The sequence below is a fragment of the Methyloversatilis thermotolerans genome, from assembly GCF_000372885.1.
Taxonomy (GTDB): domain Bacteria; phylum Pseudomonadota; class Gammaproteobacteria; order Burkholderiales; family Rhodocyclaceae; genus Methyloversatilis; species Methyloversatilis thermotolerans.
On the sequence record NZ_KB889967.1, the window covers coordinates 3,623,009 to 3,641,371 of the forward strand.

Consider the following 18,363-nt stretch of genomic DNA (forward strand, 5'->3'; position numbering starts at 1 on the left):
ATAACACCCGCCCATGTCCTTGTTCGCGCTCGGTCTGAACCACCACACGGCCCCGCTGGCCGTGCGCGAACGCATGACCTTCCTGCCGGAGGCGCTGCCGGAGGCGCTCGGGGAGCTGACTCGCGCCCGTCCGGTACAGGAGGCGGCCATCCTGTCCACCTGCAACCGGACCGAGCTGTACTGCGCCACCAACGACCCGGACAGCGCGCTCGACTGGATGGCGCAGTATCACCGCATCGGCCCGTCGGAAATCGCGCCCTACATCTACAAGCTTGAGCAGCAGCAGGCGGTGCGCCATGTGTTCCGCGTGGCCAGCGGTCTGGATTCCATGGTGCTGGGTGAGCCGCAGATACTCGGGCAGATGAAGCAGGCGGTGCGCGTGGCCGAAGGCGCGGGCACTCTGGGCGCCCTGCTGCACACGCTGTTCCAGCGCAGTTTCGCGGTCGCCAAGGAAGTGCGCTCGACCACGGCGATCGGCGCCAATATCGTGTCCATGGCGGCCGCCGCCGTCCATCTGTCGGAACGCATTTTCGGCAGCATTTCCGGCCAGAACGTGCTGTGCGTCGGCGCCGGCGAAATGATCGAGCTGTGTGCCGCGCATTTCGCCGGCTGTTCGCCGCGCGCGATGGCCATCGCCAACCGCACGCCGGAGCGCGCGCAGGCGCTGGCCGATCGCTTTGCTGGCGGCAGCACCCGGATGTACGCATTGCGTCTGGATGAGCTGGGCGATCGCCTGGCGGATTTCGACATCGTGCTGTCCTGTACCGCCAGTCCGCTGCCCATCATCGGCCTTGGCCTGGTGGAGCGCGCACTCAAGCAGCGCCGTCACCGCCCTATGGTGATGGTGGATCTGGCGGTGCCGCGCGACATCGAAGCGGAGGTGGACGCGCTGGACGACGTATTCCTCTACACCGTGGACGATCTGGCGCAGATCGTCGATTCCGGCCTGGAATCGCGCCAGGCTGCAGTGGTCGAAGCACAGGCCATCATCGACGCCCGGGTGGCGAATTTCCTGCAATGGGTACAGGCGCGCGAATCCGTGCCTGCCATACGCGCGCTGCGCGGACACGCCGAAGACCTGCGTGCGCTGGAACTCGAGCGTGCTTTGCGTGCGCTGTCCCGAGGCGAATCCGCCGAGCAGGTGCTGGATACCCTGTCGCGCAACCTGACCAACAAGCTGATGCACGGACCGACCCGTCTGCTCAACGAGGCGCCGCCCGAGGCGCGCGAGCACATCGAGGATCTGGTCCGGCGCCTGTTTCCGCAGAACGGCCACGACGCCTAGCGTCCGGCCTCCGCACCGCGCCGCCCGTCGGCGCACGCCCTCATTCCAGTCGTTTCCATGAAGCCGCGCATCGTCGACAAACTTGAACAGCTTTCCACCCGTCTTGCCGATCTGGACGCAGCCCTGGCCGATCCGGCGGTGACCGCCGACATCGAGCAGTATCGCAAGCTGTCGCGCGAGCATGCGGAACTGACTCCGGTCATCGCGCTGTACCAGGCGTGGAGCCGCGCGCGCGACGACGGCGAGGCGGCGCGCGCGCTGCTGGCCGATCCGGACATGAAGGAACTGGCCCAGGCCGAGATCGAACAGTCGGTCGCCGACATGGCCCGGCTCGAGGGAGAGCTGCAGTGCGCACTGCTGCCCAAGGATCCGGACGACGGACGCAATGTGTTCCTGGAAATCCGCGCCGGCACCGGGGGTGATGAATCCGCGCTGTTCGCCGCCGACCTTTTCCGCATGTACTCGCGATTTGCCGAACGCAGGCGCTGGAAGGTGGAGGTGGTGTCGGCCAGCGAATCCGATCTCGGCGGATACCGCGAAATCATCGCCCGCGTCAGCGGCGAAGGCGTGTACCAGCGACTGAAGTTCGAGTCCGGCGGCCATCGCGTGCAGCGCGTGCCGGTGACCGAAACCCAGGGTCGCATCCATACTTCGGCGTGCACCGTGGCGGTGATGCCGGAGGTCGACGAAGTGGGCGAAATCGACATCAATCCGGCCGATCTGCGCATCGACACCTTCCGCGCCTCCGGCGCCGGCGGCCAGCACATCAACAAGACCGACTCGGCGGTGCGCATCACCCATATCCCGACCGGCATCGTCGTCGAATGCCAGGATGACCGCAGCCAGCACCGCAACAAGGCGCAGGCCATGTCGGTGCTGGCGGCACGCATCCGCGACGCGCAGGTGCGTGCGCGCGACAGCCAGATCGCGTCCACCCGCAGAAATCTGGTCGGCAGCGGCGACCGCTCCGAGCGTATCCGCACCTACAACTTTCCTCAGGGACGCATGACCGACCACCGCATCAATCTCACGCTGTACAAGCTGGATGCCATCATGGATGGCGACCTGAGCGAGTTGATGGATGCACTGGCGCAGGAGCACCAGGCGGAGTTGCTCGCACAGCTCGCCGAGGAGGGGGGGTGAAGGTCGTGCTGGACGACTGGCTGCGCGCAGCGCGCAGCCGAATCGACAGCCGGGATGCCCAGGTGCTGGCGGCGCATGCGCTGGGCTGTGGCCGTGCCGGGCTGATCGCACGCGGCCGCGAGCCGCTGGCGGCCGACGTGCACGCCGTGCTCGATGACCTGCTGGACCGGCGTGCAGCCGGCGAGCCGGTGGCCTATCTGGTCGGTCGGCGCGAGTTCTTCGGACTGGCGCTCAGGGTGGCGCCGGGTGTTCTCATTCCGCGGCCGGAAACCGAAGGCCTGGTCGAACTCGCGCTGGAACGCATCGGCGGATTCGACGCGCCGCGTCTGCTCGATGCGGGGACCGGTTCCGGCGCGGTGGCGCTGGCGATCAAGGCGCAGTGTCCGCGCGCCGCAGTCAGCGCGCTCGATCTGTCGCCGGATGCGCTGGCCATCGCGCGCGACAATGGCGCACGGCTTGGCCTTGAAGTGGAGTGGATCGCCTCAAACTGGCTGGAAGCGGTCGCCGGCCGGCAGTTCGAATGCATCGTGTCGAATCCGCCGTATATTTGCAGCGGTGATCCGCATCTGGGGCGGGGCGATCTGCGCTTCGAACCCTTGGCTGCGCTCGCCAGCGGCGAGGACGGACTCGACGCGCTGCGCGTGCTGTGCCGGCAGGCACCGGACGCGCTGGTGCCGGGCGGCTGGTTGCTGTGCGAGCACGGACATGAACAGGCGGCCGCCGTGCGGTCGCTGATGCGCTGTGCCGGCCTGGAAGACGTCGCTTCCTGGCGCGACCTCGCCGGCATAGAACGCATCAGCGGCGGTCGTGTCGCACCCTATTGAGCAGATTGAACGTCAAACCTCCGGAAAGGAAACGAATATGAGCGTCCAGGACCGCATCAAGGAAACCGTCACCAGCAACCCTGTGGTGCTCTACATGAAGGGCACGCCGCAGTTCCCGCAATGCGGCTTTTCCGCTACCGCGATCCAGATCCTGAAGCATCTGGGCGTACAGAACCTGCACACGGTGAATGTGCTGGAGGACATGGAAATCCGTGAAGGCATCAAGCAATACGCCAACTGGCCGACCATTCCCCAGCTCTATGTGCGCGGAGAATTCCTCGGCGGCTGCGACATCATGAAAGAAATGTTCCAGTCCGGCGAACTGAAGAAGGAACTGGAAGGCCTCTGAGTCCGCGGCCGCGCGGGCGGGCCGCAGTCGCGCGGGCGCGGCCCGGCCCGGCTCGGCCGTGCGGTGCATGGCGCACCGCAGCTTCATTCGGTGACCGGCAGCGCGGCCGGATTGCCCAGCCACACCCATTCCAGCAGAGCTTCCAGCACCGGCTGCGCGCGGGAGGCGTTCGGGTGATTCAGCCAGGCCACCAGCAGCACGCGCTGACCGTTGCGATCCAGCATGTAGCCGGCGATGGAGCGCGTGTCGGCCAGCGAACCCGTCTTCATGTGGGCCTGTCCGGCCGCCGGCGAATTCTTCAGCCGGCGCCGCAGCGTACCATCCACCGCCAGCACCGGCATCGATGACACGAATTCCGGCATCACCGGGCTGTTCCAGGCATGCCGCAACAGTCGGGCCAGATCGAGCGCGGACAGACGTTCGGTGCGCGACAGGCCGGAACCGTTCTCCATGACCAGGCTGGGCATGGACAGTCCGCGCCGCGCGAGCCATGCGCGCAGCGCTGCGTCGGCACCCGGCACATCGGCAGGACTGCCCGCCGGAGACAGCGACAGGAAGAGCTGGCGTGCCATCACGTTGTTGCTGAACTTGTTGATGTCTCGAACGATGGCGGCAAGCGGCGGCGAATCGATCGCGGTCAGTGGCTGGGCCTCCGCCGGTACGCGGCCGTCGCGCACCTGACCGCCGATGCGGCCGCCCATGTCCATCCACATCGCGCGCAGCGCGCGCGCGAAGAAATCGGCATGCGGCAGAGGCGAGACGTTCCATACCCGTTCTCCACAGTTGCGCGCGTAGCGGCCGCTGATCTGCAGTGTCAGTCCGCCCTGGGCACCGGGGATGAGGCGCGCCAGCAGCCCGTCCTTCCAGTCGCCGCAGTCACCTGCGACAAGCTGCACCCGGGCGTCCAGCGTCATCCCGTCCAGCGGCGGCTCCGACCACAGTTGAACGCCGCCGGGGAGGGGGGTGATGCGGATGCGCAGGGCGTTGAGTGCCAGCATCAGCGCATCCGGTCCGACGTTGTAGGGCGCCAGCGGCTCGTTGTCGAAGGCGCCCGGATCGTGCGCGAGCGTGGCGAAGCGGCTGCGGTCGGTCACCACGTCGCCGCGGATGTCGCGCACGCCGCGCGAGCGCACATCGCGCAGAAGCAGCCAGAACTGTTCCAGAGTCAGCGCCGGGTCACCGCTGCCGCGGATGTACAGATCGCCATCCAGCACGCCGTCGCGCACGGTGCCGGTGGTGTAGAGCTCGGTGCGCCAGGCCCAGGCGGGGCCCAGCATGTCGAGCGCTGCATAGGTGGTGACCAGCTTCATGACCGAAGCCGGATTCATGGGCTGCTTTGCGCGATGACTGATGCGCGGCAATCCGCCTTCCACCGACTGCACATGGACGGACAGCGCGTCCGCGGGGATGTCGGCCGCGCGCAAGGCGTGCATGACCTGCGCCGGCAGCACCGCGGCAGCCGTGCCGTTCAACAGCAGCAGTGCGGCCAGGCAGAGCAGGCGACGCATCACGCGATACGCGACAGGTGGCGGCGCACTGAAGCGCTGGCGCCCAGCCAGCCCAGCAGCGCACACACCGACAACAATGCTGTCCAGTCGAGCGCGGACAGCGGTCGCAGTACGAATTCCAGGCTGTACAGACCGGCCAGTTCGGCCACCGGCTGTGACAGCATGCGGCCGGCCGCCAGGGTGAGCAGCCCGGCCAGCGCGCCGCCGAGCAGTCCCTGCAGCGTGCCGAACCAGTGGAAGGGGCGGCGTATCCAGGCGTCGGTCGCGCCCAGCAGACGGCTGACCTCGATTTCGTCGCGTTGGGTCAGCAACTGCAGCCGTATCGTGTTGAAGGTCACCGCGACCAGGCCCAGCCCGAGCACGCCGGCCAGCATGAACAAGGCCTGCCGGCCCAGCGCGATCGCCGCATCCAGCCGGCGAGCCCAGTCGGAGTCGAGCTGAACATGTTCGACATCCGGCAGCTTCGCCAGATCGCTGCGCAGGGCTTCCAGCGCCTGCGCGTCGGCGTCGCGCGGACGGACGATGAAGGCGTCGGTGAACGGGTTGTCGGGCAGGGCGTCGAGGATGTCCGCCAGCGCATCATTGGCGCGGAAGCGCGCGAGTGCCGCGTCGCGCGTCACCAGTTCGACACGCGCTTGCGCGGCGCGTGCGCGGATCGCCTTCTCGGCGTCGCGCAGGGCCTGCGCCGGAATGCCCGGCTGCATGAACACCGATACCTCGGGCGCTGCGCTCACATGTCCGGCCAGGCGCTGCAGATTGCCCAGCAACATGTAGCCGGTGGCGGGCAGGGCCGCCGCGATGCCGACCACGACGGCCGCCAGCAGGGTGTTGAAGGGCTGGCGCAGCATCTGGCGTGCGGCGCGTCCGGCGGCGCGCACTTGCAGTCGCAACCAGTTCATTGCAGTTGTCCGTGCGCGAGCGTCAGCCCGCGCGATGCGTAGCGCGAGAACAGCCCGCCGTCGTGCGTGGTGAGCAGCACCGTCACGCCGGCTTCGTTGAAGGAGCGGAACAGTTCGGCGATGTCGCGCGCATAGGCGTCGTCGAGGTGGGCGGTCGGCTCGTCGGCGAGCAGTATCTGCGGCCGGTTCACGATGGCGCGGGCAATGGTGAGTCGCTGCTGTTCGCCGCCCGACAGTTCGACCGGCATGGCCTTCTCGCGGCCGGCCAGGCCGACCCGCTCCATGGCCGCATGCACCCGATGCGATGCTTCCCGCGGCGCGTGTCCGCTGATGGACAGCGGCAGCATCACGTTGTCGAAGGCGCTGCGGTCGAACAGCAGCCGCTGGTCCTGCATGATGAGGCCGATGGAGCGCCGCCAGTAGGGCAGTGCGGCCCGCCGGAGCGAAGACACATCTTCGCCGCCGACGCACACGCGTCCTTCGGTGGGCCGCTCCATCACCGCCAGCAACTTGAGCAGCGTGCTCTTGCCGGCACCGGAATGCCCGGTCACGACCACCATCTCGCCGCGCGCGATATCGACATCGACACGTTCCAGCGCAGTGTGGCCGCCCGGGTAGCGCTTGGTGACCTGTTCGAAACGGATCATGCGGGACGAAGCGGGATCAGGCCGGTTGCGGTGCGTCGAACAAGGCGTCGACGAATTCGTCGGCGCGGAAGGGCTGCAGGTCGTCCACGCCTTCGCCCACACCGATATAGCGCAGCGCGATCGGACGGGATGGCGCGTGCTGCTTCGCGATGGCGGCGATCACGCCGCCGCGCGCGGTGCCGTCCAGCTTGGTCATGACCAGGCCGGTCACGCCGATCGCCGCGTCGAAGGCCTTCACCTGTGCCAGCGCGTTCTGTCCGATATTGCCGTCGAGCACCAGCAGCACTTCGTGCGGGCCGCTCGGGTCGGCCTTGCCGATGACGCGCTTCACCTTGGCGATCTCGTCCATCAGGTGCAACTGGGTCGGCAGCCGGCCGGCGGTGTCCGCAAGCACGACATCGATATTGCGCGCGCGCGCGGCATTGACTGCGTCGAATACCACGGCCGCCGGGTCGCCCGAATCCTGCGCGATCACCGCCACATTGTTGCGCGCCCCCCAGGTTTCGAGCTGTTCGCGCGCGGCGGCGCGGAAGGTGTCGCCGGCAGCCAGCAGCACGCTCTTGCCCTGCGACTGGAAGTGCTTGGCCAGCTTGCCTATGGAGGTCGTCTTGCCGGCGCCATTGACGCCCGCGATCATGATGATGAAGGGTTTGTGCGCATTCAGGTCGAGCGGCTTCTCCAGCGGCGCGATCAGTGCCGTCAGTTCCTCCTTCAGCACATCGCGCAGTCGCGCCGGGTCTTCGATGCGCTCGCGGCGTACCCGTTCGCGCAAGGCATCCAGCAGGTGCTGCGTGGCGTCGAGACCGACATCGGCCGTGATGAGCAGCGTTTCCAGTTCTTCCAGCAGCTCGTCGTCGACCCGTGTGCGCGAGAACAGCGCGCTCAGCTGGCCACCGAGCTGCGCCCGCGTCTTGGCCAGACCGGCGCGCAGGCGCTGCGCCCAGGACATTTTCGGCGGCGCATCCGCAGCGGGCGCGCTATCCTGCCCGGCCGCGGGTGCTGCGGTGTCGGGCTGCCCGTCCGCCTCGGCGGGGGCGGGCTTGTCCTTCTTGAAGAAACCAAACATGTGGGGGACGGTCTGTGATGCACCGTGCGACGCTGCGCACGGCGGGAAAACACCGGCGTGACAGGGTCCGGCGCCCGCGTCACGATCTTGGATGGAGAGTGTATCAGATGGATTTGCGCCGTTTTTCCAATGGCATCGCGCTGTGCGGCGCGCTTGCCGCCGCGGTCCTGCTGGCGTCGCCGGCTCGGGCCAATCCCTACGAAACGACGCTGGCCAACGGGCTCAAGGTGATCGTGAAGGAAGATCATCGCGCTCCGGTGGCGATGCACATGGTGTGGTACCGGGTCGGTGCCATGGACGAGCACGATGGCACGACCGGCATTGCGCATCTGCTCGAGCATCTGATGTTCAAGGGCACGAAGAAGCTCAAGCCCGGCGAATTCAACGCCATCGTGGCGCAGGCGGGCGGCAACGACAACGCGTTCACCAACCAGGACTACACCGCCTACTTCCAGCGTGTGCCCGCTGCCGCCTTGCCGCGCATGATGGAGCTGGAAGCCGACCGCATGAAGAACCTGGTGATCGACGACCAGGAATTCGCCCGCGAGCTGAAGGTGGTGATGGAGGAGCGCCGGCTGCGCACGGACGACCAGCCGCAGGCCCAGTTGCATGAACAGCTCATGGCCGCCACTTTCATCGCCCATCCCTATCGGCGACCGGTGATCGGCTGGATGAATGACCTGGAACACATGCGGCCGCAGGATGCGCGCGACTGGTATCGCCACTGGTACGCGCCGAACAACGCTTATGTCGTGGTGGTCGGCGATGTCGATCACCGCAGGGTATTCGCTCTGGCGAAGAAGCTGTATGGCGGCATGAAGCCGGTGCAGCTTCCGGTGCGCAAGGTGACGGCAGAGCCGCCGCAGACCGGCGAGCGACGCATCGTCGTCAAGGCGCCGGCCGAACTGCCGCAGCTCGCCATGGCCTGGAAGGTGCCCAAGCTGGTCGATGTGGAGCATGACCGCGAACCTTATGCGCTGGAGGTGCTGGCCGGCATACTCGACGGGCACGCGGCATCCCGTCTGCCCAGGTCGCTGGTGCGCGGTACGCGCATGGCGGTCGAGGTCGGCGCCTATTACGATTCCACCGCGCGCGGCGAGACCGTGTTCATGCTGGGCGGCACGCCGGCCAAGGGCCACTCGGTGCAGGAGCTGGAGTCGGCATTGCGCGCCGAGATCCGCCGCATCGCCGACGAGGGCGTGTCGGCCGAGGAGCTGGAGCGCATCAAGACGCTTACCGTGGCGTCGGAAACCTACAAGCTCGATTCGACCTATGTGCAGGCGATGGAGATCGGGCGCGTCGAGGCGGCCGGCTTCCGCTGGCAGGATGCCGATCGCATGCTGCAGAAGCTGCGTTCGGTCACGGCGGACGAGGTGCAGGCGGTGGCGCGCAAGTATTTCGGCGCCGATACGGTGACCGTGGCCGTACTCGATCCGCAGCCCGTCGATCCGGATGCCAAGCCGCGCCCCAGGCCGGCTGGCCTGCGTCATTGAGCAATTACACAAGCTTCAGCAGGGAGTACATATGATCCGATTCCTACGCGGCGCGCTGCTCGCCGCGGGTGCGTCGCTGCTGTGCGCGACACCCGCCAGTGCGCGTATCGACATCCAGCACTGGACCGCCGCCAATGGCGCGCGCGTCTATTTCGTCGAGAGCCATGTGCTGCCGATACTCGATGTGCAGGTCGATTTCGATGCCGGCTCGGCGCGCGATCCGCAGGACCGCAGCGGTCTGGCGGCGATGACGCAGGGGCTGCTCGACGCGGCTGCCGGAGGCATGGACGAGGAAACGCTGGCGGAGAAGTTCAGCGACCTGGGTGCCCGCCTCGGAGGCGTGGCCGACGCCGACCGCGCCGGCGTGGCCTTGCGCACGCTGGCCAGTGCGCGCGAGCGCGACGGTTCGCTCGCGCTGCTGCGTACCGTGCTGTCGAAGCCGGAATTCCCGGCCGCGGTGCTGGAGCGCGAGAAGGCGCGCGCGATCGCCGGGTTGCGCGAAGCCGATACCAAGCCTGACCAGATCGGCAGCAAAGCCTTCGCCCGCCTGCTCTACGGCGACCATCCCTATGGACGCAGTCCGACCCAGGAATCGGTGGCCGCGATCACGCGTGACGACGTGCTCGACTTCTACCGCCGCCATTACGTTGCGTCGCGTGCCGTGGTGTCCATCGTCGGCGACGTGAGCCGCGAACAGGCGGAGTCCATCGCGCTGCAACTGACCGGCGACCTGCCGGCCGGCGAACCGCTGCCGCCGATACCGGCGGTGACGCCGCCGACGGCCACCGTCGAACGCATCGCTCATCCGGCCAACCAGAGCCACATCTTCATCGGCGAGCCGGTCACCCGGCGCGGCGATCCGGATTTCTTCGCGCTGCAGGTGGGCAACTACATCCTGGGTGGCGGCGGTTTCGTGTCGCGGCTGACCAAGGAGGTGCGTGAAAAGCGCGGCTACGCCTACAGCGTGTACAGCTATTTCAGTCCGCAGCGCGAACCCGGCCCGTTCCAGATCGGGCTGCAGACACAGCGCAGCCAGGCCGCGGACGCTCTGAAGGTGGTCGACGACACGCTGGCCGAATTCATCCGCAACGGCCCGACGGAAGCCGAACTGAAGGCGGCCAAGCGCAATCTGGTCGACGGCTATTCGCTGCGTCTGGACAGCAATCGCAAGCTGCTGGACAGCCTGTCGGTGATCGGTTTCTACGGGCTGCCGCTGGACTGGTTGAACAAGTTTCCGGAGCGGGTCGAGGCGGTCACGGCCGCTCAGGTCAAGGAGGCCTTCCAGCGCCGCCTGTCGGCCGCGCACAGGGTGAAGGTGATCGTCGCGGGCGACTGAGCGCGGCGTCTGCTTCCGCCCGCCGGGCCGGGGCGCGGTTAGAATCCGCGCCATGTCCCGCATTCGCATCATCGGCGGCCAGTGGCGCAGCCGGCTGCTTCCGGTCGCCGCCGTGCCCGGCCTGCGCCCTACGCCCGACGCGGTGCGAGAGCGCCTGTTCAACTGGCTGGGCCAGGATCTGGACGCGATGCACTGTCTGGATCTGTTCGCCGGTACCGGCGTGCTGGGTTTCGAGGCGGCGTCGCGTGGCGCCGCCTCGGTCACTCTGGTCGAACGCGATGTGCGCGCTTTCGCAAGATTGCGCGAAGCGGTCGAACTGCTGCCGGCGCCGCAGGTCCGGCTGGTGCGGGGCGATGCGTTAGAATTCGCTGCCCGGCCCTCGCGGCGCTTCGATCTGCTGTTCCTCGATCCGCCTTATGGCAGGGGTTTGCTCGACAAGGTGGTGCCGCATCTTCCGGCCTTGCTGACCGACGATGCGCGCATCTACTGCGAAGCCGAGCATGCGGTGCCCGCGCTGGGCGATTTTCGCGCGACGCGCGAAGGCCGGGCGGGGCAGGTCCATTACCAGTTGCTGGAACGCGCATGAACGGCACGATTGCGGTCTACCCGGGTACCTTCGATCCGATCACCCGTGGCCACGAGGATCTGGTGCGGCGCGCGGCGACGCTGTTCGACCGCGTCATTGTCGGCGTCGCGGAAAGCCGCTCCAAGCGCCCCTTCTTTTCGGTTGACGAGCGGGTGGACATGGCGCGCGAGGTGCTCGCCGGCTGCGCGAATGTGGAGGTGCAGGGGTTTTCCTGCCTGCTGATGGAGTTCCTGCAGCAGTGCAGCGCGCGCATCATCGTGCGCGGGCTGCGGGCGGTGTCCGATTTCGAGTACGAGTTCCAGATGGCCGGCATGAACCGCGCGCTGCGGCCGGATGTCGAAACCGTGTTCTTGACGCCATCCGACCAGTACATGTTCATTTCCGCCACCATGGTGCGCGAAATCGCGTCGCTCGGTGGCGATGTATCGAAATTCGTCCATCCCGACGTGCTGGTGCGCATCGGTGACAAGGTGGACGCCATGCGTGGAGGCAAGTGACGTGTCCCTCATGATTACCGACGAGTGCATCAATTGCGATGTGTGCGAGCCGGAATGTCCGAACGGGGCGATTTCACAGGGCGCGGAGATCTATCAGATCGACCCGGAGAAGTGCACCGAATGCGTCGGCCATTTCGATGAGCCGCAGTGCCAGCAGGTGTGCCCGGTCGATTGCATTCCGTTCGATCCGGCGCGCCGGGAAAGCCGCGAACAGTTGATGGAGAAATACCACCGGCTGACGGTCAAGGCCTGATCAGGCGGCAACCGACACCACGCTGAGCACCGGCGCACGCAGCGCGGCCTGCAGCGTGGCCTCGACGCGCGCGAGTTCTTCCAGTTGCTGATCGAGCGCGGCCGCGTTCTGGCGCAGTTCCTCGATGCGCTCCTCCAGCGTGTCGGTCGCCTCGTGGATGCGCTTGACGCTGTCCAGCCGGCGCTTGAGCTGCTTCTGGTGCTCCCGCACCTGGTTCTCCAGCGGTGCCATGATGGCGCGCAACCAGTGTTCGACATCGCGGTTCACCACCTCCATGTGCTTGCGCACCTCGACCGCCACGGTTTCGAAGAAGCGCTGGGTGAGCGCCCGCTTCTCCGTCGTGATGAGGTTGAGCCAGGTGTTGAACTGCTGATGGAAGGCCTGTTCCAGACGGGTGATGTCCTTCTCGTAGCGGTGCACCGAGAACGGCACCGGCACGCCCAGCCGCAGGTCGTGCTCGGTCGAGAAGCGCTGGTACATCGCTTCCATCATGCTGAATATCTCGTCGATGCTGGCGGCGGATCTGCGCAGGCTGTCGCGCACCTCCTCGAAGAAGCCGTTCATGGCCTCGCGCAACTGCAGCGAGAAATTCGCATCCTCCATGATCTGCCGCGTCCGCTGCGTGCGCGTGCGCAGCGCGTCCATGCCGAGATGGGCGAACAGTTCGTTGGTCTGTGTCGAGAACACGTTGCGTGTCGCATAGAAGCGTTCGAGGCCGCGTTCGAAGTCGTCCTTTTCCGCGCGCACGCGACGGAGCATGTACTGGATGACACCGCGGTTCTTGCCCCGCAGGTCGGAGAATTCGGCCATCTGGTCGTCGATCGCGCGATGTCGCCCCTGCAGCAGTTCGCGCGTGCGTGCGATCAGTTCGCAGGCGTCCTTCTCCACCGCTGCGGCGACGATGTCGCGCTTGGCTGGCAGAAGGTCCTCGAGCAGCGCACGCTCCAGCAACGGCAGACGGCTGCGCGCGAGCAGCGCGGCATCGCCCTGCACGCGCGCCAGCAGCCCCTTCTGCGCGGACACGGGAAACACCCGTGCCGCAGGGATGTCCAGCGTCGTCGCACAGGACGCGATCTGGCGCTGGATCTCCGATTCGATCTGCGCTTCGCTGCGCAGGCCATCCCACAGGCTGTCCATCTTGTTGAGCACCGCCAGCCGTCCCTGACGGGAACCGCCGGCCGCCGTGACATGCGATTTCCAGACGCCAAGATCGCTCTGCGTCACACCGGTATCCATGCCCAGCACGAACAGCACGGCGTGCGCCGCCGGCAGCAGTGAAAGCGTCAGCTCCGGCTCTGCGCCGATGGCATTGAGCCCGGGCGTGTCGAGGATGACCAGACCCTGGCGCAACAGCGGATGGGGCAGGTTGATCACCGCATGGCGCCAGGCGGGTACCGCCACCCGGCCGTGGGCGTCCGGCTGCAGGCCGTTCTCGCCGCTCAGGTCGATGCGGAAGCCGAGCGTTTCGGCGTCCTCGATCGATACCACGCGCTGTTCGCTGACCCGCGACAGCGCCTGCTGCATGGCGCTTGCCGAGCGCGTGTCCAGCGGCAGCCGCGTCCAGGCGGCGGATTGCGCCTTGAGGTCCGACACCTGCACGCCGCTGCGCCGCGTATCGATCGGCAGCAGGTCGATGCAGGCCGGGCGTTGCGGGTCGTACATCAGTTCGGTCGGGCACATGGTCGTACGACCGGTGCTCGAAGGCAGCACGCGCGTGCCCTGGTCGCCAAAGAAGATGGCATTGATCAGTTCGGATTTGCCGCGCGAGAACTCGGCCACGAAGGCGACGACCAGACGGTCGTCACGCAGCTTCATCAACAGCTGTTCTATCAGCTGGTCGTTCAGGGTGTCCTTGAGATTGCTTTCGAACAGCCAGCCGCGCAGGCGCACCAGGGTCTGTTCGACCCGGCTGCGCCATGCGCCATACGCCGACAATTCGTCCTGCATGCCCATCGCCCTCTCCCGTTGCCACCTGCCGGAACGATGCGCGGAACTGCGCGCCTTCCTGTCATGCGGCCACACCCGGATGTCAATCTAGCACAGAGATTCTCCGCCGTAACAGAATGAAACATTGGTAACGCAGGCGTCGGTCCGCCCGCGCCCATGCGTTCCGGCGCCGACCGTCGCCGCTCGAGGGTCAGCGCTGACAGAGCGGACAGAAGAAGGTCGAGCGCGCGCCTTGCCGCCGCATCCTGATCGGCATCGCGCAGACGTGGCAGGGCTGGCCGGCGCGGCCGTACACGAAATAGGATTGCTGGAAGTAGCCGGGTTCGCCATCGGCATGGAGGAAGTCGCGCAAGGTGCTGCCACCGGCGGCCAGCGCATCCTCGAGCGTGGCGCGGATCTCGTCGCGCAGGCGGGCGACCTGTGGCTGGCTCAGCCGGCGCGCAGCGGTGCCTGGCCTTATGCGTGCGCGGAACAGGCTTTCCGACGCGTAGATGTTGCCGACGCCCACCACCACCGAACTGTCCATGATGGCCAGCTTGATCGCACAACTGCGCCGGTGCAGCGCTGCGTGCAGACGGTCTGCGGTGAAGTCCGCACCCAATGGCTCCGGGCCGAGGTGGGCGAGCAGAGGGTGCTGTCCATCGGCACCTTCGTACCAGAGCACCGCGCCGAACCGGCGCGGGTCGCGCAGTCGCAGCAGTCGGTCACCGAAAGCGATGTCTACGTGGTCGTGCGGCGCGGCCGCCACCGAAAGGTCGAGCACGCGCAGGCTGCCCGACATGCCCAGGTGGATGAGCAGCGTTCCCTGGCCAAAGCGCAGCAGCAGGTATTTCGCGCGGCGATCTATCGATTCGAGCGTCTGTCCGTACAGACGCTCGCTCAGATCGGCCGGCACCGGCCAGCGCAGCGACGGGTTGCGTACTGTCACACCGCTCACCCGCCGGCCGGTGAGTGGTGCGGCTATGCCGCGGCGGGTCACTTCGACTTCGGGCAGTTCAGGCATCGTGAAACGATCCGGGCACAGTAGGCAGGACGGGAAAAGCGCAATTGGAATACCATCGGCGGCAGCGTCGCACGATGGAGCGGGCCGCCGAACGGCGCATGCAACGAATTCTAGCTGCGGCACTCCAAACGGCGTCGGTTTCCCCGGCCGGGCAGACCGACGCCATGTCCATCCCTATCAGTCACCTGGCGATCATCCGTTCATGAATACCCGCCCACTGTTGCTGGCCGTCCTCCTTCCCCTGGTGCTCGGCGCCTGCGCCCAGACTGCGAAGCGCCCCACCGCGGAGGCAGCGGGGGCACCGGAGAAGGCGGTTGCGCGGGCGGAAGAGGCGCCGCGCACGCCGCCCTTGCCCGAGGTCGAACTGACCGGACAGATCGCCTATCAGCTGCTGCTGGCCGAAGTCGCCGCACAGCGGGGTGATTTCGGTCTGTCGTCGGCCGCCTATCTGGACCTTGCACAGTCGACGCGCGATCCGCGCATCGCCAAGCGCGCGGCGGAAATCGCCTCTTTCAGCCGGCAGAACGAACAGGCGCTGCAGGCCACCCAGCTCTGGCTGGAACTGGATCCGGAGTCGATCCAGGCGCGGCAGATGCTGTCCGGTCTGCTGGTCAATGCCAACCGGCCGCAGGAACTGGAGCCGCAACTGGCCGCATTGCTGGCGCAGGAAGGTGTGCAGATCGGCGAAAGCCTGCTGCGTCTGAACCGCGTGCTCGCCCGACTGTCCGACAAGAGCGAGGCGCGGCGCATGGTGCTGCGTCTGACCGAGCCCTATCTGGAATATCCGGAAGCCTGGTTTGCGCGTGCGCAGTCCGCCCTGCTGGCGCGGGATTCGAAATCCGGATTCGACGAGGCGTCGAAGGCGCTGGAGCTGCGGCCGGAATGGGAGGCGGCCCTGCTGATGAAGGCGCAGGCGCAGTCGGAAACCGATCCTCACGCCGCGACGCGACTGATGGGGGATTACCTCAAGCGCTATCCCGAGGCGCGCGAGGTGAGACTGCAGTACGCGCGCATGCTGGTCGCCGAACGCAACTTCCCGGAAGCGCGCAGGCAGTTCGAGGCGGTGATGGGCAATGCGCCGAACAATCCGGATGTCGTGTTCGCGGTCGGCGTGCTGGCCATGCAGATGCAGGACTACGCGGGCGCCCAGACCTATTTCAAGAAGCTGCTCACGCTGCGCCACCCGGATCCCAATCTGATCAAGCTGTATCTCGGCCAGTTGGCCGAAGAACTCAAGCAGCCGGACGAAGCGCTCGGCTGGTACAAGGACGTCGGCCAGGGCGAGCACTACATGGGGGCGCAGGGCCGTTATGTGCTGCTGCTCAGCCGCATGGGGCGACTGGACGAGGCGCGCGCTCACCTGCGCGACATGGCTGCGCGCTCGCCGGCCGATGCCGCGCGCGCGGCGATGATGGAATTCCAGTTGCTGCGCGACGCCGATCGGGCGGACGAGGCGAACAAGGTGCTCGAGGACGCGCTCGCGGCGCAGCCGGACAATCCGGACCTGCTGTACGAGACGGCCATGGTGGCCGAACGACGCCACGATGTGGCGCTGGCCGAGCAGCGTCTGCGCCGCCTGATCGAAGTGAAACCGGATCATGCGCATGCCTACAATGCGCTGGGCTATTCTCTGGCGGATCGCAACGAAAGGCTGGATGAGGCGCAGGCGCTGATCGCGCGCGGGCTTGAACTGGCGCCCGACGATCCCTTCATCCTCGACAGCATGGGCTGGGTGCTGTTCAGGCGGGGCGACCTGAATGGCGCGCTCACCTATCTGCAACGCGCCTTCGATATCCGCCCGGACCCGGAAATCGCCGCCCACCTGGGCGAAGTGCAGTGGTTGCTCGGACGTCGCGAGGAGGCGGAGAAACTGTGGCGCACGGTGGCCGCCCAGCATCCGGACAACGCCGCACTCGAAGCCACCATCAAGCGCTTCCTGCCCTGATGTCCGCACTGTGGTCGACCGCGCGAGGCGCGGTGCTTGTGTCCGCGATCGCGCTGACCGGATGTGCCTCGGTGCCGTCGCCCGATGCGCAGGACGCGCATGCGCTCGAGCGTCGCGCGCGGCAGGGCGAGGACGCGGCCTTTTCGCTGAGCGCGCGTTTCGTGGTGCGCGGCCCGGAACGCACCGCGTCGGCCGCGATGGACTGGCTGCACACCCGCGAGCGCGATGAGCTGCAGATCAACGGTCCGCTGGGCAAGGTGCTCGCCCGGCTGGTGCGGGACGACCATGGCGTGCGCCTGGTCGACGACCGGCAGCGCGTGGTCGAGGCGGCCAGCCTCGATGCACTGTCGAGCGAGCTGTTCGGCGTGCGGTTGCCGCTGTCCCGTGCCGCAATCTGGGTGACCGGACAGGCGGGGACTGCGGATGTGCGTGCGCGCGATGCGCAGGGTCGCGTCGCCGTGCTGACCGAGGGCGGCTGGCGCGTTGAGTTTGCCGAGTACGCCAGCGCCGAGGCGGATGCCCTGCCACAGCAGATCGACGCGAGCGACGGCGAGCACAGCTTCCGTCTGCGCATCGACGCCTGGCATCCGGTGCCGTGATGGTCGGCATCGACTGGGGCCGCTGGCTGCCCGCGCCGGCAAAGATCAATCTGTTCCTGCACGTGACCGGCCGGCGTGCCGATGGCTACCATCTGCTGCAGACGGTGTTCCGATTCCTGGATCACGGAGACCGCCTGCGCTTCTCGCGTCGCGATGACGGAGTCATCCGGCGCGTTGGCGACATACCGGGCGTCGCCGAGCAGGACGACCTGTGCGTGCGCGCGGCACGGTTGCTGCAACAGCACACCGGTTGCGCGCTCGGTGTCGACATCGAACTGGACAAGGTGTTGCCGATGGGCGGTGGCCTTGGCGGTGGAAGTTCCGATGCCGCCACCGTGCTGCTCGCCTTGAACCGGCTGTGGCGCCTCGATCTTCCACTCGAGGCGCTGCAGGCGCTGGGCCTGTCGCTGGGTGCCGATGTGCCGGTATTCGTATCCGGCCGGTCGGCATTTGCCGAAGGGGTCGGCGAAAGGCTGCAGGCGCTGTCCCTGCCGCCGGCGGCCTACCTGGTAATCGCGCCCGGCGTGTCGATTCCCACACCGCGAATTTTCAGCGATCCGGAATTGACACGGAACTCCGACCCTTGCAAAATAGCGGACTTTGCTGCGGCGGCGAGTGGCTCGTTTCCGCGTCTTTACGGGCGCAACGATCTCGAAGCGGTGGCAAAGCGTCTGTATCCGGAAGTCGATCATGTGCTCAAGAATCTCGCGCACCGGGTCGATGAAAGGCAGGTTCGCATGAGCGGGTCCGGTGCCTGTGTGTTTGTCCAGTGTCCGGATGTCGTGCACGCGCAGAACCTGAAGCAGGCGACGTCGGCACAGTGGCCGGCGACCTGGCGTGGTTTCGTCGCGGAAGGTGTGGATCTCCATCCCCTGCACGCGGCGGCCGGCTGGTAGCAGGAGGCACGGCGTGAGCGACGCGGTGTGCTTCGCGCAGTACAAGCAGGTTTGAGGCAGTCCGCCGGCCAGGTGGGTCGGGCGGGA

At 67.1% G+C, this 18,363-nt stretch carries 18 protein-coding genes; 12 read left to right on the forward strand and 6 right to left on the reverse strand.

Annotated elements, in window-relative coordinates; translation table 11 throughout:
- Positions 1–13: 13 nt before the first annotated feature.
- The 4 genes from hemA to grxD are packed head-to-tail and all read left to right on the forward strand — an operon-like array spanning position 14 to position 3,601.
- Positions 14–1,285 carry a glutamyl-tRNA reductase gene (gene hemA, locus A3Q7_RS0116490; protein WP_018413013.1) on the forward strand — a complete coding sequence of 424 codons (1,272 nt, stop codon included), beginning with the start codon at positions 14–16 and terminating at the stop codon, positions 1,283–1,285.
- A 57-nt stretch (positions 1,286–1,342) separates the two neighbouring features.
- Positions 1,343–2,428: a peptide chain release factor 1 gene (prfA, locus tag A3Q7_RS0116495; RefSeq protein ID WP_018413014.1), complete on the forward strand. Its 1,086-nt coding sequence runs from the start codon at positions 1,343–1,345 to the stop codon at positions 2,426–2,428.
- Positions 2,425–3,252 carry a peptide chain release factor N(5)-glutamine methyltransferase gene (gene prmC, locus A3Q7_RS0116500; protein WP_018413015.1) on the forward strand — a complete coding sequence of 276 codons (828 nt, stop codon included), beginning with the start codon at positions 2,425–2,427 and terminating at the stop codon, positions 3,250–3,252. The genes prfA and prmC overlap by 4 nt, the downstream gene beginning before the upstream one ends.
- A gap of 37 nt (positions 3,253–3,289) precedes the next feature.
- On the forward strand, positions 3,290–3,601 hold the full coding sequence (gene grxD / locus A3Q7_RS0116505) for a Grx4 family monothiol glutaredoxin (protein ID WP_018413016.1): 312 nt from the start codon (positions 3,290–3,292) through the stop codon (positions 3,599–3,601).
- Between the two features lie 83 nt (positions 3,602–3,684).
- Here grxD and dacB read toward each other — a convergent pair whose 3' ends face one another.
- Genes dacB through ftsY form a run of 4 tightly spaced genes read right to left on the reverse strand, consistent with a single transcriptional unit; the run spans position 3,685 to position 7,721 of the window.
- Positions 3,685–5,109 carry a D-alanyl-D-alanine carboxypeptidase/D-alanyl-D-alanine endopeptidase gene (gene dacB, locus A3Q7_RS0116510; protein ID WP_018413017.1) on the reverse strand — a complete coding sequence of 475 codons (1,425 nt, stop codon included), beginning with the start codon at positions 5,107–5,109 and terminating at the stop codon, positions 3,685–3,687.
- Positions 5,109–6,008, reverse strand: a complete 900-nt coding sequence (gene ftsX, locus A3Q7_RS0116515; protein ID WP_018413018.1) for a permease-like cell division protein FtsX — start codon at positions 6,006–6,008, stop codon at positions 5,109–5,111. The genes dacB and ftsX overlap by 1 nt, the downstream gene beginning before the upstream one ends.
- Complete coding sequence (locus A3Q7_RS0116520; RefSeq protein ID WP_018413019.1) at positions 6,005–6,655, reverse strand: cell division ATP-binding protein FtsE; 651 nt, start codon at positions 6,653–6,655, stop codon at positions 6,005–6,007. Before A3Q7_RS0116520 ends, ftsX begins: the two co-directional genes overlap by 4 nt.
- Before the next feature lie 16 nt (positions 6,656–6,671).
- Complete coding sequence (ftsY, locus tag A3Q7_RS0116525; RefSeq protein ID WP_018413020.1) at positions 6,672–7,721, reverse strand: signal recognition particle-docking protein FtsY; 1,050 nt, start codon at positions 7,719–7,721, stop codon at positions 6,672–6,674.
- Between the two features lie 107 nt (positions 7,722–7,828).
- On the opposite strand from ftsY, the gene A3Q7_RS0116530 reads away from it, so the two are divergent.
- Genes A3Q7_RS0116530 through A3Q7_RS0116550 form a run of 5 tightly spaced genes read left to right on the forward strand, consistent with a single transcriptional unit; the run spans position 7,829 to position 11,886 of the window.
- On the forward strand, positions 7,829–9,214 hold the full coding sequence (locus tag A3Q7_RS0116530) for a M16 family metallopeptidase (RefSeq protein WP_018413021.1): 1,386 nt from the start codon (positions 7,829–7,831) through the stop codon (positions 9,212–9,214).
- Between the two features lie 31 nt (positions 9,215–9,245).
- The gene (locus A3Q7_RS0116535; protein ID WP_018413022.1) at positions 9,246–10,550 is read left to right on the forward strand and encodes a M16 family metallopeptidase; all 1,305 of its coding nucleotides are present in this window, start codon (positions 9,246–9,248) and stop codon (positions 10,548–10,550) included.
- A 52-nt stretch (positions 10,551–10,602) separates the two neighbouring features.
- Positions 10,603–11,136: a 16S rRNA (guanine(966)-N(2))-methyltransferase RsmD gene (gene rsmD, locus A3Q7_RS0116540; protein WP_018413023.1), complete on the forward strand. Its 534-nt coding sequence runs from the start codon at positions 10,603–10,605 to the stop codon at positions 11,134–11,136.
- Positions 11,133–11,633, forward strand: a complete 501-nt coding sequence (coaD, locus tag A3Q7_RS0116545) for a pantetheine-phosphate adenylyltransferase (protein WP_018413024.1) — start codon at positions 11,133–11,135, stop codon at positions 11,631–11,633. The genes rsmD and coaD overlap by 4 nt, the downstream gene beginning before the upstream one ends.
- Before the next feature lies 1 nt (position 11,634).
- Positions 11,635–11,886 (forward strand): YfhL family 4Fe-4S dicluster ferredoxin, encoded by a 252-nt coding sequence (locus A3Q7_RS0116550; RefSeq protein WP_026224949.1) that lies wholly within the window; start codon positions 11,635–11,637, stop codon positions 11,884–11,886.
- On the opposite strand, the gene A3Q7_RS0116555 is transcribed toward A3Q7_RS0116550, so the two are convergent.
- Both A3Q7_RS0116555 and mutM read right to left on the reverse strand, forming a co-directional pair.
- The gene (locus tag A3Q7_RS0116555) at positions 11,887–13,839 is read right to left on the reverse strand and encodes a dynamin family protein (RefSeq protein ID WP_018413026.1); all 1,953 of its coding nucleotides are present in this window, start codon (positions 13,837–13,839) and stop codon (positions 11,887–11,889) included.
- A gap of 184 nt (positions 13,840–14,023) precedes the next feature.
- Positions 14,024–14,836 (reverse strand): bifunctional DNA-formamidopyrimidine glycosylase/DNA-(apurinic or apyrimidinic site) lyase, encoded by an 813-nt coding sequence (gene mutM / locus A3Q7_RS0116560; protein WP_018413027.1) that lies wholly within the window; start codon positions 14,834–14,836, stop codon positions 14,024–14,026.
- A 202-nt stretch (positions 14,837–15,038) separates the two neighbouring features.
- On the opposite strand from mutM, the gene A3Q7_RS0116565 reads away from it, so the two are divergent.
- From A3Q7_RS0116565 to ispE, 3 genes are read left to right on the forward strand one after another with little or no spacing between them, the layout of a single operon-like run.
- Positions 15,039–16,781 carry a tetratricopeptide repeat protein gene (locus A3Q7_RS0116565; RefSeq protein ID WP_018413028.1) on the forward strand — a complete coding sequence of 581 codons (1,743 nt, stop codon included), beginning with the start codon at positions 15,039–15,041 and terminating at the stop codon, positions 16,779–16,781.
- A complete protein-coding gene (lolB, locus tag A3Q7_RS0116570) occupies positions 16,781–17,380 on the forward strand; it encodes a lipoprotein insertase outer membrane protein LolB (protein WP_018413029.1) in 600 nt (199 codons plus the stop codon). Before A3Q7_RS0116565 ends, lolB begins: the two co-directional genes overlap by 1 nt.
- Entirely contained in the window at positions 17,380–18,276 is an 897-nt protein-coding gene (gene ispE, locus A3Q7_RS0116575) for a 4-(cytidine 5'-diphospho)-2-C-methyl-D-erythritol kinase (RefSeq protein ID WP_018413030.1), read from the forward strand. The genes lolB and ispE overlap by 1 nt, the downstream gene beginning before the upstream one ends.
- The last annotated feature ends 87 nt before the right edge of the window (positions 18,277–18,363 follow it).